Origin of the sequence: Thalassotalea sp. ND16A, from assembly GCF_000764205.1 — a bacterium.
GTDB lineage: Bacteria > Pseudomonadota > Gammaproteobacteria > Enterobacterales > Alteromonadaceae > Thalassotalea_A.
The window spans coordinates 1-17,330 of the sequence record NZ_JQDZ01000107.1 but is presented as its reverse complement, the minus strand read 5'-3'; the positions used below and the strand labels follow the sequence as shown (position 1 = coordinate 17,330).

The following is a 17,330-nucleotide window of genomic DNA, read 5'->3' as shown; positions in this document are numbered from 1 at the left end:
AAATAACTCTGTATCAATTAACCAATTTGAAAGCATGAAAATAACCCTTATTAAATATAAGGGGCTATTGTCGTATGATCCTTTTTCCTGTCAACCGATCGTTTTCCTTAACTGATCGGTGTTAGGCCTGCGCCGGGATGACGTGGTGTAAATAAACAAACATCGTGAAAATTCCAATATTCTTAGAATAAATTCACCGTCATTCCGACGCAGGTCGGAACCTCCATGCTTGACAGCGAGCACAAGTTACCTCACTTTACTTATCGCTCACACTAACTGCCCGTTGCTCGATGCCCGCAGCCTATCCATTCGTTATCGCTAGCTGCCTGTACCCTGTACCTTTTATTTCACGCGAACTGCCCGTTGCTCGTAGCCCGATGCCCGCAGCTTATCTTTTAAAATCTAAACAATCTAATCACCTGCGCGAGCTGCTTGTGCCTTGTACCCTGTACCTCGTACCCCTACCTGCATTTATTCTAAAATTTCCCTTGAGTAATCTATTCGAGGACGTATAATAGCGCTCTCTTCTCATGTTAATCTTAATTTCCCAAAAAAATCTAAGAACCACATGACAAGTGTAAGTTGAATTTAGGGGTGTAGTTCCAATTGGTAGAACAGCGGTCTCCAAAACCGACGGTTGGGAGTTCGAATCTCTCCACCCCTGCCATATTATCTAAACCTCGTCATTGGGCGGGGTGGTTTTGTCTTTAAGGCAACAGAAACAGGTCAGAAGTTATGAACGCAAGTACAGAAACCCCAACAGGCGGTTCTCTAGATTCAGTAAAGTGGATATTAGTATTTCTACTTTTAGGTGGTGCCGTTTTCGGTAATTACTACTATGGTGAAATGTCAGTGCTGTTAAGAGCAGGTGGCGTTGTAGCAGCAGTGGTAGTCGCTGGTTTAGTTGCTATGCAAACTGAAAAAGGCCGTAACGCCATGGCATTTGCAAAAGAATCTCGTACTGAAGTGCGTAAAGTAGTATGGCCAACAAGACAAGAAGCGGTGCAAACTACTGGTATTGTTCTCGTAGCTACTTTAATTATGTCTCTTATAATGTGGGGCTTAGATTCCGTATTATATTACATTGTTAACTTTATCACGTCATTGCAGGTTTAATTTATGTCTGAAGAAATCAAATTAAGATGGTATGTAGTGCAAGCGTTTTCAGGTTATGAAGCGCGAGTACAGAAAACATTATTAGAACACATTGAAATTCAAGGCTTAGAAGATAAGTTTGGTCAAATATTAGTACCTACTGAAGAAGTTATTGAAATGCGTGCCGGTCAAAAGCGTAAAAGTGCACGTAAATTCTTCCCTGGTTATGTTCTTGTTGAAATGGCGATGGATGAAGAAGCATGGCATTTAGTGAAAAGTGTGCCACGTGTTCTTGGTTTTATTGGTGGTACGTCTGACAGACCAAGACCGATTAGTCAAAAAGAAGCAGATCGCATACTACAACGTCTTGAAGACTCTACCGATCAACCGAAACCGAAAACAATGTTCGAACCAGGTGAAGTGGTTCGTGTTATCGACGGTCCATTTGCCGACTTTAACGGTGTGGTTGAAGAACTGGATTATGAGAAGAACCGCATCAAAGTATCGGTTTCTATCTTCGGCCGTTCAACACCGGTTGAACTTGAATTTATTCAAGTCGAGAAAGGCTAAGCCTTATATCCATATATAAAAAACCAGGACATTGTCCTGGTTTTTTACGTTTAGCCCTGTTAACTCTTAATTTATTATTTCAAAGTCCTCAGTGGCGAGAATGAAAATCGAACGACAAAAAATATTTTGGCTCGTGCTGGCTGTCTGCATTGTTGGTACATGGTGCGTATACCAAACAGATGCTCCGTTGCTAGCGCTACAAGAGTATGGCGCATTTTTCTTTTTAGGAGTTGGCGGTGCGATTACGGCAAACTCAACGGGTGCCGGTGGTGGTGTCGTATTCGTGCCATTTTTTGATGCGCTTGGAATGAACATTGATGAAGTGATTGCCACCAGCTTCGCCATCCAATGTTTTGGTATGACTGTTGGCAGTATTTCCTGGCTATTATTTTTTAATGGCAAAAGTGAGCAGAAGATAGAGCGGGTCAATCTGCTTTATCAAGCACTGGCCTGCAGTATTCCGTTCTCAATATTTGGGATTTACACGGTACAGTACCTGCCGGTCCATCCTATAGCTTCTATAAACCTGATCTTTAGTATTTTCTCTTTAGTCTTTGGGGTTGTTGTTTTATACCATTGTGTCTACTTGGGTAAGCGTTCAACTCATAGAGGCGTAATGCTATTAAATAAAGCTGAGACGTTATTCATAGCTATTACCAGTTTAATTGGTGGGGTCATAACTGCATGGATAAGTGTAGGGATAGGTGAAATTTTAGCCGTAGTGCTTTTACTAAGAGGCTTCTCGGTGATGTTTAGTGTAGCCGCTGGAGTCATCGCCTCTTCTATTTCCGTGATTGCCGGTATCCCATATTTCATCAATGAATCATTAATTAATACTGATGTGTTACTGTTTGCCGCACCAGGGGCGATTATTGGTGCACTCTTAGCTCGCTATGTCGCTTTAGCCTTAGGTGCAAAAAAATTAAAATTTTTTCTAGGCTCGTGGATTTTACTTGTCGGCATTGCTGGCCTGTAATAAATTTCTCGTTTCTTGTTTAATTTTACTATTTTCAAACTAATCTTGTATCCGCTCTTGCATATCTGCCATTGATTAATATATAATCCGCTGCCGATTTTATTTGAACTTCGAATAAAATCGTTTTTTGTTAACGGGGAGCTGTTTATTAAATAGCGTTTGAACCCATATTAAAGGTATAAAAACCATGGCTAAGAAAGTCCAAGCTCTAATCAAGCTACAGGTTGCTGCTGGTGCAGCTAACCCGTCACCACCAGTTGGTCCTGCACTAGGTCAACACGGTGTAAACATCATGGAATTCTGTAAAGCGTTTAACGCGAAAACAGATTCTTTAGAAAAAGGCGCTCCAGTACCAGTAGTAATTACTGTATACAACGATCGTTCTTTCACTTTTGAAACAAAAACTCCACCTGCTTCTTACTTACTTAAGAAAGCTGCTGGTATCAAAAGTGGTTCAGGCCGTCCTAACACAGAAAAAGTTGGTACAGTAACTACTGCACAACTTGAAGAAATCGTTAAGACTAAAGAACCTGATTTAACTGCTGGCTCATTAGAAGCTGCAGTGCGTACCATTGCGGGTTCTGCTCGTTCAATGGGTTTAGTGGTAGAGGACTAATCAATGGCTAAATTATCAAAACGCGCTCGTCTTATCCGTGAAAAAGTAGACGTATTAAAAGAATATGAAATCAATGAAGCATTGACTCTTCTTAAAGAATTAGCGACTGCTAATTTCAGAGAAAGTGTTGATGTAGCGATTAAGCTAGGCATTGATGCACGTAAATCTGATCAAAACGTTCGTGGCGCTACAGTATTACCAAACGGTACTGGTCGTGACGTACGCGTTGCCGTATTTACTCAAGGTGCAAACGTAGAAAAAGCTCAAGCAGCTGGTGCTGACATTATTGGTATGGAAGACTTAGCTGAACAAGTTAAGGCTGGCGAAATGAACTTTGACGTTGTTATCGCTACTCCAGACGCAATGCGTGTTGTTGGTCAACTAGGTCAAGTACTAGGCCCTCGTGGTTTAATGCCTAACCCGAAAGTTGGCACAGTAACTCCAGATGTTGCTACTGCTGTTAAAAACGCTAAAGCTGGTCAAATCCGTTACCGCAATGATAAGAATGGTATTATCCATACGACTATCGGTAAAGCTGATTTTGACAACGCACAGCTTGAACAAAACCTTGTAGCTTTACTGGAAGCGCTGAAAAAAGCAAAACCAGCACAAGCGAAAGGCGCATACCTTGCGAAAATCAGTTTATCAACAACCATGGGTGCTGGTATCGCCATCGCTCAAGGTTCTTTAGCTGAAGCGTAATTTAGCGTTTTACAAGGGCGCGATATTAGACTATAATTTCGCCCCTAAAAATTTGGTAGGTGCTGAGCAATTCCTTTGAATGGAGGAAACCTATTACAGGTGCTCAGCTCCCGTCCAAGACCGTAGGTGTTGTTAAAACCTTAAGTACTTTATGAGTATGGTGCTAACCGCTTAATTTCCTACGTAGATGGTGTTACCCAGATATTTCCTTAAATTTCTGGCTCTCGCCGTAATGGCCTAAGGTGAATAATTACCTTAGGAGTTTTAAATATCGGATTCGTCCGGTGAAACCAGGAGTTAAAGCCAATGGCTATCAATCTTGATGATAAAAAAGCAATTGTTGCTGAAGTTCAAGAAGCTGCTACTGGCGCTCAATCAGCTGTAATCGCGGATTCTCGCGGTGTACCAGTTGAAGCAATTACTACTTTGCGTAAAGAAGCTCGTGAAAACGGTGTATGGATGAAGGTTGTCCGTAACACGTTAGCACGTCGCGCATTGGAAGGCACTGAATTCTCATGTATCTCTGATACATTAGTTGGTCCTTCATTAGTTGCATTTTCAAACGAGCACCCAGGTGCTGCAGCACGTTTGTTCACAGATTTCGCTAAAACTAACGAAAACTTTGAATTAAAAGCGGCAGCATTTGAAGGCGACGTTGTAGAAATTTCGTTATTAGCGAAATTACCTACTTACGACGAAGCTATTGCACGTGTAATGAGCGTTATGAAAGAAGCATCTGCAGGCAAACTTGCTCGCACTATTGCTGCAGTTCGTGATCAGAAAGAAGAAGCAGCAGCATAATTACGCTGTAGCTTATATTTATATAGTTATATAACAGCGTATTAGCTGTTTAAAAGAAATAGGAAAAACATTATGTCTATCTCTCAAGAAGATATTTTAAACGCAATTGCAGACATGTCTGTAATGGATGTTGTTGCTTTAGTTGAAGCAATGGAAGAAAAATTCGGCGTAACTGCTGCTGTTGGTGTTGCTGTTGCAGCTGACGCTGGTGGTGCTGCTGAAGAGCAAACAGAATTCGACGTAGTTATGACTTCTTTCGGTGAGAAGAAAGTTGCTGTAATCAAAGCAGTTCGTGGCGCTACAGGTCTAGGCCTTAAAGAAGCTAAAGACTTAGTTGAGTCAGCTCCTAAAGCTATCAAAGAAGGTGTTGATAAAGCGGAAGCTGAAGCACTTAAAACAACTCTTGAAGAAGCTGGTGCTTCTGTTGAGATCAAATAATCTGTTTTTATACAGATTAGCTGCCTAAATTAGGCAATGGCTGGTGACTAATGTCACCGGCCTTTTTGCGCTAAAAGAGAACAGTTTTTAAGTAAACTGCTTTTATTGGTTTTTTTTTAAACCAAAACAGTGCATTATTAAATATTGCGTTAAAATTTAACCACTTATTTGGGTTGATTTTAAGGTATATATTTAGTTTTATTCCCTGTCTGCAAAGACAGATTCGGCCATAACCAGCAAGATGAGGAACCCATGGTTTACTCTTATTCTGAGAAGAAACGAATTAGAAAGGATTTTGGTAAGAAAGCTAAGGTAATGGATTATCCATTCCTACTGTCTATCCAATTAGAATCTTTCCGCAAGTTTATTGATATCGACGCCACCGGTGCTGTCGGCCTTGAAGCCGCTTTCGGCAGTGTATTTCCAATAAAAAGTTATTCTGGTAATTCAGAATTACAATATGTTAGCTACCGCCTTGGTGAGCCATTATTTGATGTTAAAGAATGTCAAATTCGTGGTGTTACCTATTCTGCCGCTTTACGGGTGAAATTACGTTTGGTAATTTACGATAAAGAAGCTGCTGCTGGTACAGTTAAAGATATTAAAGAACAAGAAGTGTATATGGGCGAAATCCCATTAATGACGGATAATGGTACTTTTGTAATCAATGGTACTGAGCGTGTTATTGTTTCGCAATTACATCGCAGTCCGGGCGTTTTCTTCGATCACGATAAAGGTAAAACCCACTCATCAGGTAAAGTATTATATAACGCCCGCGTTATTCCTTACCGTGGTTCATGGTTAGACTTTGAATTCGACCCTAAAGATAACTTATTCGTACGAATCGATCGTCGTCGTAAGTTACCTGCGTCAATTATTTTACGTGCCCTAGAATATTCAACAGAAGAAATTCTGGATATATTCTTTGACACTACCCGTTTTGAAATCAAGAAAAACAAGTTAGTTATGGAACTTGTACCAGAGCGTTTACGCGGTGAAACTGCAACGTTCGATATCAAATTGGGTAAAGAAGTCCTGGTAGAAGAAGGACGTCGCATCACTGCTCGTCACATCCGCGCCTTAGCGAAGAAAGACGTAACCTCATTAGAAGTGCCTGCAGAGTATATCGTTGGCCGTGTACTTGCTAAAGAGCATATCAATAAGAGCACTGGTGAAGTAATCGCCGAAGCGAATGCAGAATTGACTTTAGAATTACTGGCGGAATTAACCGAAGCTGGTTTCAAAGAGTTTGATACCTTATACATGAATGAATTCGATTGTGGTTCATACATGTCAGACACCGTTCGCGTCGATAGCACCTCTAACCGCTTAGAAGCGTTAGTTGAAATCTATCGCATGATGCGTCCTGGTGAGCCACCAACAAAAGATGCTGCCGAAGCATTATTCCAGAATTTATTCTTCTCTGATGAGCGTTATGACTTATCAAGTGTTGGTCGGATGAAATTCAACCGTCGTGTCGGTCGTAGTGACAGCACTGGCGCAGGAATTTTAGCGAACGAAGATATCATCGAAGTAATGAAAACACTAATCGCGATTCGCGATGGTAAAGGCGAAGTGGACGATATCGATCACTTAGGCAACCGTCGAATCCGTAGTGTTGGTGAAATGGCTGAAAACCAATTCCGCGTCGGTTTAGTTCGGGTAGAACGTGCCGTACGTGAACGTTTATCATTAGGTGATCTTGATGCAATAATGCCACAAGATCTAATCAATGCTAAGCCAATTTCTGCCGCTGTTAAAGAATTCTTTGGTTCTTCACAGTTATCGCAGTTTATGGATCAAAACAACCCGTTATCAGAAGTGACGCATAAGCGTCGTATTTCAGCCTTAGGCCCGGGTGGTCTAACACGTGAACGTGCAGGTTTTGAAGTACGTGACGTACATCCAACCCATTACGGTCGTGTATGTCCAATCGAAACACCGGAAGGTCCAAACATTGGTTTGATCAACTCACTGTCGTGTTATGCACGTACCAACGATTACGGTTTCTTAGAAACTCCATATCGTAAAGTGATTGACGGCCAAGTTACTGATGAAATCGATTATTTATCTGCTATTGAAGAAGGTAACTTCGTTATTGCCCAGGCAAATGCTGAAGTAGATGCCGGCAATAAATTAGCAGAAGGCCTGGTTAACTGTCGTCATAAGAATGAATTTACTCTTATGTCAGCAGAGCAAGTGCAATACATGGATGTTTCTCCACAGCAAATCATTTCTGTGGCAGCTTCATTAATTCCATTCCTTGAGCACGATGATGCTAACCGTGCCTTGATGGGTGCGAACATGCAACGTCAGGCGGTGCCAACATTAAAAGCCGATAAGCCTTTAGTCGGTACCGGTATGGAAAAAGTAATCGCAGTTGACTCAGGTGTTACTGCTGTTGCGAAACGTGGTGGTGTGGTTGATTACGTTGATGCTTCGCGTATCGTGGTTCGTGTTAACGAAAACGAAATGCATGCTGGTGAAGCTGGCATCGATATTTACAACTTAACCAAATACACTCGTTCTAACCAGAATACTTGTATTAACCAACGTCCAACTTGTAATGTTGGCGAACCAGTGCAACGTGGTGACGTGTTAGCCGATGGTCCTTCTACCGATTTAGGTGAGTTGGCTCTTGGTCAAAACATGCGTATCGCATTCATGCCTTGGAATGGTTATAACTTCGAGGATTCGATGTTGATTTCTGAGCGTGTAACGAAAGAAGATCGTTTCACCACTATTCATATTCAGGAATTATCTTGTATCGCTCGTGACACCAAATTAGGCTCAGAAGAAATTACTTCTGATATTCCTAACGTTGGTGAATCTGCATTGTCTAAATTAGATGAATCTGGTGTTGTTTACATTGGTGCAGAAGTTAACGGTGGCGACATCTTAGTGGGTAAAGTTACTCCTAAAGGTGAAACACAGTTAACCCCGGAAGAAAAATTACTACGTGCCATCTTCGGTGAAAAAGCGGCTGACGTGAAAGACAGCTCGTTACGTGTACCTAACTCTGTTTCCGGTACTATCATCGATGTGCAGGTCTTCACTCGTGACGGCGTTGAAAAAGATGCTCGTGCGGTAGAAATCGAAGAAATGCAACTGAAAGAAGTTAAGAAAGATCTTGGCGACGAATTCAGCATTTTAGAAGATGGTATTTTTGCCCGAGCGAAGAAACTATTACTTTCTGCTGGTTTAAATGAGTCTGACCTTAACGGCATGTCCCGTGACCAATGGTTAGGACAAAGTTTATCCGATGAAGGCCAACAAACTGAACTTGAGCAAATTGCTGAGCAGTACGAAGCCATCCGTGCCGACTTTGACAAGAAGTTCGAAATCAAGCGTCGTAAGATCACTCAAGGTGATGACTTAGCGCCTGGCGTTCTTAAAATCGTTAAAGTTTACCTTGCCGTTAAGCGTCGCTTACAGCCTGGTGATAAAATGGCCGGTCGTCATGGTAACAAAGGTGTTATTTCAAATGTTGTACCAATTGAAGATATGCCTCATGACCAATACGGTGAGCCGGTAGATATCGTGCTTAACCCACTTGGTGTACCATCACGGATGAACATCGGTCAGGTATTAGAAACTCATTTGGGTATGGCGTGTCGCGGTATCGGTGAGAAAATTGACCGGATGATCAAAGAACAACAAGAATTAGCGAAATTGCGCGAATTCTTGAAAGATGTTTACAACGTTGGTGAAACTGACCAAAGCGTTGACATCGAAAGTTTCTCTGATGATGAAGTTAGACGCTTAGCGAATAACTTACGTGCCGGTTTACCAATTGCAACACCAGCGTTTGATGGTGCAGCAGAGAAAGAGATCAAAGAACTATTCCGTTTGGCTGATATGCCAGAAAGCGGTCAGTTCACTCTATTTGACGGCCGTACCGGTCGTGCATTTGAGCGTCCTGTTACCGTAGGTTACATGTACATGCTGAAACTGAATCACTTGGTTGATGACAAGATGCATGCACGTTCTACCGGTTCTTATTCACTGGTTACCCAGCAACCACTAGGTGGTAAAGCGCAATTTGGTGGTCAACGTTTTGGTGAGATGGAAGTATGGGCACTTGAAGCATATGGTGCTGCATATACTCTACAAGAAATGCTTACGGTGAAATCAGATGACGTTAACGGTCGTACGAAAATGTACAAAAACCTTGTTGACGGCGATCATCGTATGGAACCAGGTATGCCTGAATCGTTCAACGTATTGTTGAAAGAAATCCGTTCGTTAGGTATTAATATCGAACTGGATAAGGAATAAACCTGCAGCTAACAGCATAGTTTACGTTAGTACATGGAGAGGGCGTTTGCCCTCTCTAGATGTTAACTCCGACAGGAGATAGAGTGTGAAAGATTTACTTAAGTTTCTTAAGCAACAAAATCAAACTGAAGAATTCGATGGTATTCGAATTGGTTTAGCCTCACCAGACATGATCCGTTCATGGTCTTTCGGTGAAGTGAAAAAGCCAGAAACCATCAACTACCGTACGTTCAAACCAGAGCGTGACGGTCTTTTCTGTGCCCGTATATTCGGACCAGTAAAAGATTACGAATGTTTATGTGGCAAATACAAACGCCTTAAACATCGTGGTGTTATTTGTGAAAAATGTGGTGTTGAAGTAACGCTAACCAAAGTTCGTCGTGATCGTATGGGTCATATTGAACTTGCTAGCCCGGTTGCTCACATCTGGTTCTTAAAATCATTGCCATCTCGTATCGGTTTATTACTCGATATGACGTTGCGTGATATTGAGCGCGTATTATATTTTGAATCTTATGTAGTTACCGAACCAGGTATGACTACGTTAGAGCGCAGCCAAATTTTAACCGAAGAAGAGTACTTGGATGCTCTTGAAGAACACGGTGATGAATTTGATGCGAAAATGGGTGCTGAAGCCGTTTTAGCGCTATTGAAAGAAATCGATTTAAACGCTGAAATTGACCAAATGCGTGAAGAACTACCGGAAATTGGTAGTGAAACTAAGCGTAAGAAGATCACTAAGCGCCTTAAGTTAATGGAAGCATTCGCCCAATCTGGTAACAAGCCAGAGTGGATGATCATGTCGGTATTACCGATCCTTCCACCAGACTTACGTCCACTAGTACCGCTAGATGGCGGTCGTTTTGCCACGTCTGATCTGAACGATTTATACCGTCGTGTTATCAACCGTAACAACCGTCTAAAACGTCTACTTGACTTAGTAGCACCAGATATCATCGTACGTAACGAAAAACGTATGTTACAAGAATCTGTTGATGCGTTATTGGATAACGGTCGTCGTGGTCGCGCCATTACCGGTTCTAACAAACGTCCATTAAAATCTCTTGCCGATATGATCAAGGGTAAGCAAGGTCGTTTCCGTCAGAACTTACTTGGTAAGCGTGTCGATTACTCTGGTCGTTCTGTAATTACCGTTGGTCCAACGCTACATTTACACCAGTGTGGTCTGCCGAAGAAGATGGCATTAGAACTATTCAAACCTTTCATCTACGGTAAATTAGAAGCACGTGGTTTAGCGACTACGATTAAAGCGGCTAAAAAGTTAGTAGAACGTGAAGGTGGTGAAGTTTGGGATGTACTCGATGAAGTGATCCGCGAACACCCGGTTATGCTTAACCGTGCACCAACACTTCACAGACTTGGTATCCAGGCGTTTGAGCCGGTACTAATTGAAGGTAAAGCGATCCATTTACACCCACTCGTTTGTGCGGCATACAATGCCGATTTCGATGGTGACCAAATGGCGGTACACGTGCCATTAACTATCGAAGCGCAATTAGAAGCGCGTGCGTTAATGATGTCTACCAATAACGTATTATCACCGGCAAACGGCGACCCAATCATCGTTCCTTCACAGGATGTTGTATTAGGTCTTTACTACTTAACGCGTGATCGTGTTAACGGTAAAGGTGAAGCGATGGTGTTCTCTTCGGTTAAAGAAGCAGAAAAAGCATACCGCACTGAAGTTGCTGAACTGCATGCCCGCGTTAAAATTCGTATTACCGAAGTGGTGAATGGTGAAGACGTTACTTCCCTTATCGATACTACTGTTGGTCGTGCCTTGTTATGGCAAGTATGTCCTAAAGGTTTACCGTATGAGCTTATCAACAAGCCATTAGGTAAGAAGCAAATCTCGACTCTTATTAACCATGCGTATCGTAACCTTGGTTTGAAAGACACAGTAATTTTTGCCGATCACATCATGTACACCGGTTTCCATTATGCGATGATCGCCGGTGCTTCTGTTGGTATCGACGATATGGTAATTCCAGATGCGAAATACACTATCATCGAAGCTGCTGAAGAAGAAGTGACAGAAATCCAGGAGCAATTTGATTCTGGTCTTGTTACCGCTGGTGAGAAATACAACAAAGTAATCGATATCTGGTCATCGGCGAACGAAAAAGTTTCGAAAGCGATGATGGACAACTTATCGAAAGAATCAATCTTGAACCGTGACGGCGAGATGGAAGAGCAAGACTCATTCAACTCAATCTTCATGATGGCTGACTCTGGTGCTCGTGGTAGTGCCGCTCAGATCCGTCAGTTAGCCGGTATGCGTGGCCTGATGGCAAAACCAGATGGTTCAATCATCGAAACGCCAATCACCGCCAACTTCCGTGAAGGTTTGAACGTACTACAATACTTCATCTCAACGCATGGTGCGCGTAAAGGTTTGGCCGATACGGCATTGAAAACAGCAAACTCGGGTTACTTAACTCGTCGTTTAGTTGACGTTGCCCAGGATTTGGTGGTAACTGAAGTCGATTGTGGCATAGAAGATGGTCTATTAATGACTCCGCTTATCGAAGGTGGTGATGTTGTTGAACCTCTTCGTGAACGTGTACTAGGTCGTGTTGTTGCGCAAGACGTACATTACCCAGGCACTGAAAACGTATTATTTGCTCGTAATTCATTACTTGACGAAGCAGATTGTGACACCTTAGAAGAGCATTCCGTCGATCAAGTTTGGGTTCGCTCAATCATAACTTGTGATACCGACTTTGGTATTTGTGCTCACTGTTACGGTCGTGATTTGGCTCGTGGCCATATGATCAATCAGGGTGAAGCAATTGGTGTTGTGGCCGCGCAATCTATTGGTGAGCCGGGTACACAGTTAACGATGCGTACGTTCCATATCGGTGGTGCGGCATCTCGAGCTTCTGCTGAGAACTCAGTACAGGTTAAGAACACTGGTACCTTGAAACTTCAAAATGCTAAGTTTGTTGTTAACTCCGAGAAGAAACTGGTAATTACATCACGTTCATCAGAACTTACCGTTATTGATGAGTTAGGTCGTGAGAAAGAGCGTTATAAAGTTCCTTACGGTTCAATCTTGAACAAAGCCGATGGCAAAGCTATCGACGCTGGTGAAACGATTGCCAACTGGGACCCGCATACGCATCCAATCATTACTGAAGTTGCTGGTAAGATCAAATTTGTTGACCTTATCGACCAGGTAACAATGGCGCGTCAAACGGATGAACTCACCGGTTTATCAAGTATCGTTATCACTGATCCTGCACAGCGCAGCTCAGCCGGTAAAGAAATGCGTCCAATGGTGAAATTGGTAGACAAGAAAGGTAACGATGTAATGATCGCTGGTACCGAAATTCCAGCCCAATACTTCTTACCTGGCAACGCTATCGTTAACCTGGAAGATGGTGCCGAGGTTAATATCGGTGATGCGTTAGCACGTATTCCACAAGAGTCATCAAAAACTCGTGATATTACCGGTGGTCTGCCGCGTGTTGCTGACTTGTTTGAAGCACGTAAGCCAAAAGAGCCTGCAATTCTAGCTGAGAAAACAGGTATCATTGGTTTCGGTAAAGAAACCAAAGGTAAGCGTCGTCTACTCATCACTCAACCAAGTGGTGAAGTGTACGAAGAGATGATCCCTAAATGGCGTCAACTTAACGTGTTCGAAGGTGAATCGGTGCTTAAAGGTGAAGTTATTGCCGATGGTCCTGAGTCGCCACATGACATCTTACGTCTACGTGGTATTGATCATGTTGCTAACTATATTGTTAACGAAGTACAAGACGTATATCGTTTACAAGGTGTTAAAATCAACGATAAGCACATCGAAGTCATCGTTCGTCAAATGATCCGCAAGTGTGAAATCCTTACCGCTGGTGATAGCCAGTTCTTACCTGGTGAGCAAGTAGAAGTGGCGCGCGTTAAAATCGCAAACCGTGAACTTGAAGCGCAAGGTAAAGCACCGGCTGAATTCCAGGTGTTAATGCTTGGTATTACCAAAGCGTCACTTGCGACAGAATCGTTTATTTCTGCGGCATCGTTCCAGGAAACCACTCGAGTACTTACAGAAGCTGCGGTTGCTGGTAAGAAAGATGACTTACGTGGTCTGAAAGAAAACGTAATTGTTGGTCGTCTAATTCCTGCCGGTACGGGTTATGCGTATCATCAAAATCGCATGAAAAAGGCCAATGCCGTCGAAGAAGAAGTGACAGTTTCTGCTGAAGATGCTGAACAAGCGTTAACTGACGCACTAAATGCTGATTTGTTAGGTGGCTTTGCTCCTAGCTCTGACGAGTAGTTAGTTTGCTACAAATCGCAACACTGGTTGCGATTTGTACAAAAAAGATCAAGGATCTTTATCCTAGAACTTGACAGTTAGGCACTTGCCCTATAGAATTCCGCGACCCTATAAGTAGGGTCGCGGTTTTTCACGTTTATGAGCGTGCAAATATGGGTAGAGAAAACTACCCCTTGCACAAAGACAACTAATCAGGAGCTATAATGGCAACTATTAACCAATTAGTACGTAAACCACGTGTTAAGCAGGTAACTAAAAGTAACGTTCCAGCGTTACAAGCCTGTCCACAACGTCGTGGCGTATGTACTCGTGTGTATACAACTACACCAAAAAAACCTAACTCAGCATTACGTAAAGTAGCTCGTGTTCGTTTAACGAACGGTTTCGAAGTTACTTCTTACATCGGTGGTGAAGGTCACAACTTACAAGAGCATAGCGTAATTTTAATTCGCGGTGGTCGTGTAAAAGATTTACCAGGTGTGCGTTATCACACCGTTCGTGGTGCACTGGATTGTTCTGGTGTTAACGACAGAAGACAAGGCCGTTCGAAATACGGTGCTAAGCGCCCTAAGTCTTAACGGAACTCCGTCAAGTAAGGCCAAACAACTTAATTTAACTTTTGTTTTGGGAAATTCCTGAAATTCTATCGGAGTATTGAAAAATGCCAAGAAGACGTGTCGTAGGTCAGCGTAAAATTTTACCTGATCCGAAGTTCAAAAATGAACTACTAGCAAAATTCATCAACATTTTAATGGTTGATGGTAAAAAATCTACAGCAGAAAAAATCGTTTATGGTGCATTAGACATCTTAGCTGAGAAACAATCTGAAAAAGAACACTTAGAGTTATTCGAAATCGCTCTAGAGAACATCCGCCCATCAGTGGAAGTTAAGTCTCGCCGTGTCGGTGGTTCTACTTATCAGGTTCCAGTTGAAGTACGTCCAGTGCGTCGTAACGCTCTAGCCATGCGTTGGTTAGTTGACGCTGCTCGTAAACGTGGTGAAAAATCAATGGCTCAACGCCTAGCTAACGAAATGTTAGATGCTTCTGATAACAAAGGCTCAGCTGTGAAGAAACGTGAAGACGTGCACAGAATGGCTGATGCTAACAAAGCATTCGCACATTACCGTTGGTAATATAAAGAACTGGCTGGCCAATATTCTATTGGCCAGCCTTTTTCTATTATCTAAGGGCAACCTTAGAAAGAGGATTAAATAGTGGCTCGTGTAACTCCTATTGAGCGCTACCGTAATATTGGTATCTGTGCTCACGTAGATGCCGGTAAAACGACAACTACAGAACGTGTACTTTTTTATACAGGCCTGTCGCATAAGATAGGTGAAGTACATGACGGTGCTGCCACCATGGACTGGATGGAACAAGAGCAGGAACGTGGTATCACTATCACCTCAGCTGCAACCACTTGTTTCTGGAAAGGTATGGAAGGTCAGTTTGCCGATCACCGTATCAATATCATCGACACTCCCGGTCACGTTGACTTTACTATCGAAGTAGAACGCTCATTGCGTGTGCTTGATGGTGCTGTGTTAGTACTTTGTGCTTCATCTGGTGTTCAGCCACAAACTGAAACCGTATGGCGCCAAATGGAAAAATACGCAGTACCACGTATGGTATTTGTCAATAAAATGGACCGTATGGGTGCAGATTTCTTAACCGTTGTTGAGCAAATGAAGGATCGCCTTGGCGCGAATCCTGTACCAATGCAATTAGCCATTGGTAGCGAAGAAGAATTTACCGGTATTGTTGATCTTATTAAGATGAAGGCAATCAACTGGAATGAAGCTGACCAGGGTATGACGTTTAATTACGAAGATATCCCGGCTGACATGCAAGATTTAGCAGATGAGTGGCGTGAACACCTGGTTGAATCCGCTGCCGAAGCTTCAGAAGAGTTGATGGATAAATACCTGGAAGAAGGCGAATTAACCGAAGCTGAAATCAAAGCTGGTCTTCGCACTCGCACCCTTAACAATGAAATCATTCTTTGTACTTGTGGCTCGGCCTTCAAGAACAAAGGTGTACAGGCAGTGCTTGATGCCGTTGTTGAATACCTGCCATCGCCAACAGAAGTAAAGGCGATCACCGGTATTAACGACGACAAAAATGAAACGGAAGGGGTTAGAGAAGCAGACGACAGTGCGCCATTCGCATCACTCGCGTTTAAAATTGCTACTGACCCATTCGTAGGGACGTTAACTTTTATCCGTGTATATTCGGGCGTAGTTAACTCTGGTGATGCCGTATACAACCCGGTTAAGTCGAAAAAAGAACGCATTGGCCGAATTGTGCAAATGCACTCGAACAATCGCGAAGAGATCAAAGAAGTGCGTGCTGGAGACATCGCCGCCCTTATTGGCCTTAAAGACGTAACGACAGGGGATACCTTATGTGATCCAAGTAAAGTGATCACATTAGAGCGCATGGAGTTCCCTGAACCGGTTATCTCGGTTGCCGTTGAACCAAGAACGCAAGCCGCCCAGGAAAAAATGGGTATTGCGTTAGGTAAGCTGGCAGCAGAAGATCCTTCATTCCGTGTAGAAACGGATGAAGAAACCGGCCAGACTATCATCTCTGGTATGGGGGAATTACACCTTGATATCTTAGTTGAGAGAATGAAGCGCGAATTTAAAGTCGACTGTAACGTCGGTAAACCGCAAGTATCTTACCGTGAAACTATCCGCAAAGCGGTGGAAGTCGAAGGTAAGTTTGTACGTCAATCTGGCGGTCGTGGTCAGTTTGGTCACGTCTGGCTGAAAATGGAACCATTAGCCGAAGGTGAAGGTTTTCAATTTGTGAATGAGATTGTTGGCGGTGCGGTTCCTCGTGAATATTGGGGTGCGGTTGAAAAAGGTTGTGAAGAGCAAATGCAAAACGGTGTTTTGGCCGGTTTTCCAATGCTTGACATCAAAGTCACCTTATTCGATGGTTCATTCCATGACGTTGACTCAAACGAGATGGCTTTTAAAGTCGCCGCATCAATGGGCTTCAAGCAGGGCGCGCTAGATGCTAGTCCGGCATTGTTAGAACCTATGATGCAAGTAGAGGTTACCACCCCTGAAGCAAATATGGGGGATGTAGTCGGTGATTTAAATCGTCGTCGCGGCATAATTGAAGGGATGGAAGATGGTCCAAGCGGCATGAAACTGGTGAACGCCTTAGTGCCACTAGGTGAAATGTTTGGTTACGCTACCGATTTACGTAGTGCAACGCAAGGCCGTGCATCCTACTCAATGGAGTTTAAGCAGTACAATCAAGCTCCGAAAAATGTAACAGAAGCAATTTGCGAATCCCGTTTCGGGTAATGGCAAACTATCGCAGTTGTCTTGATGACAATTGTGGAAACAATAAATTTGAATAATTTTGCTTGTTTATGATGACAAGCTAACTAGAAACTTAAAGGGGCATTTAAAATGGCTAAAGAAAAATTTGAACGTAATAAACCGCACGTTAACGTTGGTACCATTGGTCACGTCGATCACGGTAAAACAACTTTAACAGCTGCTATCTCTGCGGTTCTTACTAAAGTACACGGTGGTG

13 protein-coding genes and 1 tRNA gene are annotated in these 17,330 nt (G+C 42.9%); all 14 read left to right on the top strand.

Translation table 11 applies throughout. The features are described 5' to 3' along the window. Nucleotides 1-590 precede the first annotated feature (590 nt). Nucleotides 591-667, top strand: a tRNA-Trp gene (locus ND16A_RS04050). A gap of 68 nt (nt 668-735) precedes the next feature. After that, nucleotides 736-1,116, top strand: a complete 381-nt coding sequence (gene secE, locus ND16A_RS04055; protein ID WP_033078704.1) for a preprotein translocase subunit SecE — start codon at nt 736-738, stop codon at nt 1,114-1,116. A 3-nt stretch (nt 1,117-1,119) separates the two neighbouring features. Continuing rightward, complete coding sequence (gene nusG / locus ND16A_RS04060; RefSeq protein WP_033078703.1) at nt 1,120-1,665, top strand: transcription termination/antitermination protein NusG; 546 nt, start codon at nt 1,120-1,122, stop codon at nt 1,663-1,665. A gap of 100 nt (nt 1,666-1,765) precedes the next feature. Continuing rightward, on the top strand, nt 1,766-2,641 hold the full coding sequence (locus ND16A_RS04065; protein ID WP_033078702.1) for a sulfite exporter TauE/SafE family protein: 876 nt from the start codon (nt 1,766-1,768) through the stop codon (nt 2,639-2,641). Between the two features lie 187 nt (nt 2,642-2,828). Then, on the top strand, nt 2,829-3,257 hold the full coding sequence (gene rplK, locus ND16A_RS04070; protein WP_033078701.1) for a 50S ribosomal protein L11: 429 nt from the start codon (nt 2,829-2,831) through the stop codon (nt 3,255-3,257). 3 nt (nt 3,258-3,260) lie between these two features. Further along, complete coding sequence (gene rplA, locus ND16A_RS04075; RefSeq protein WP_033078700.1) at nt 3,261-3,959, top strand: 50S ribosomal protein L1; 699 nt, start codon at nt 3,261-3,263, stop codon at nt 3,957-3,959. A 306-nt stretch (nt 3,960-4,265) separates the two neighbouring features. Then, nucleotides 4,266-4,760 carry a 50S ribosomal protein L10 gene (rplJ, locus tag ND16A_RS04080; RefSeq protein ID WP_033078699.1) on the top strand — a complete coding sequence of 165 codons (495 nt, stop codon included), beginning with the start codon at nt 4,266-4,268 and terminating at the stop codon, nt 4,758-4,760. Nucleotides 4,761-4,832: 72 nt separating this feature from the next. Beyond that, a complete protein-coding gene (rplL, locus tag ND16A_RS04085) occupies nt 4,833-5,198 on the top strand; it encodes a 50S ribosomal protein L7/L12 (RefSeq protein WP_033078698.1) in 366 nt (121 codons plus the stop codon). Nucleotides 5,199-5,450: 252 nt separating this feature from the next. Then, nucleotides 5,451-9,476, top strand: a complete 4,026-nt coding sequence (gene rpoB, locus ND16A_RS04090; protein WP_033078697.1) for a DNA-directed RNA polymerase subunit beta — start codon at nt 5,451-5,453, stop codon at nt 9,474-9,476. 85 nt (nt 9,477-9,561) lie between these two features. Next, nucleotides 9,562-13,773, top strand: coding sequence for a DNA-directed RNA polymerase subunit beta' (rpoC, locus tag ND16A_RS04095; protein ID WP_033078696.1), 4,212 nt, complete (start codon nt 9,562-9,564; stop codon nt 13,771-13,773). A gap of 203 nt (nt 13,774-13,976) precedes the next feature. Further along, nucleotides 13,977-14,351, top strand: coding sequence for a 30S ribosomal protein S12 (gene rpsL, locus ND16A_RS04100; RefSeq protein WP_033078695.1), 375 nt, complete (start codon nt 13,977-13,979; stop codon nt 14,349-14,351). An 83-nt stretch (nt 14,352-14,434) separates the two neighbouring features. Further along, complete coding sequence (gene rpsG / locus ND16A_RS04105; RefSeq protein ID WP_033078694.1) at nt 14,435-14,908, top strand: 30S ribosomal protein S7; 474 nt, start codon at nt 14,435-14,437, stop codon at nt 14,906-14,908. 81 nt (nt 14,909-14,989) lie between these two features. Next, the gene (gene fusA, locus ND16A_RS04110) at nt 14,990-17,095 is read left to right on the top strand and encodes an elongation factor G (RefSeq protein WP_033078693.1); all 2,106 of its coding nucleotides are present in this window, start codon (nt 14,990-14,992) and stop codon (nt 17,093-17,095) included. A 108-nt stretch (nt 17,096-17,203) separates the two neighbouring features. After that, nucleotides 17,204-17,330, top strand: a 127-nt coding sequence (locus ND16A_RS04115) for a GTP-binding protein (protein WP_033078254.1), incomplete at its 3' end; no start/stop codon positions are given.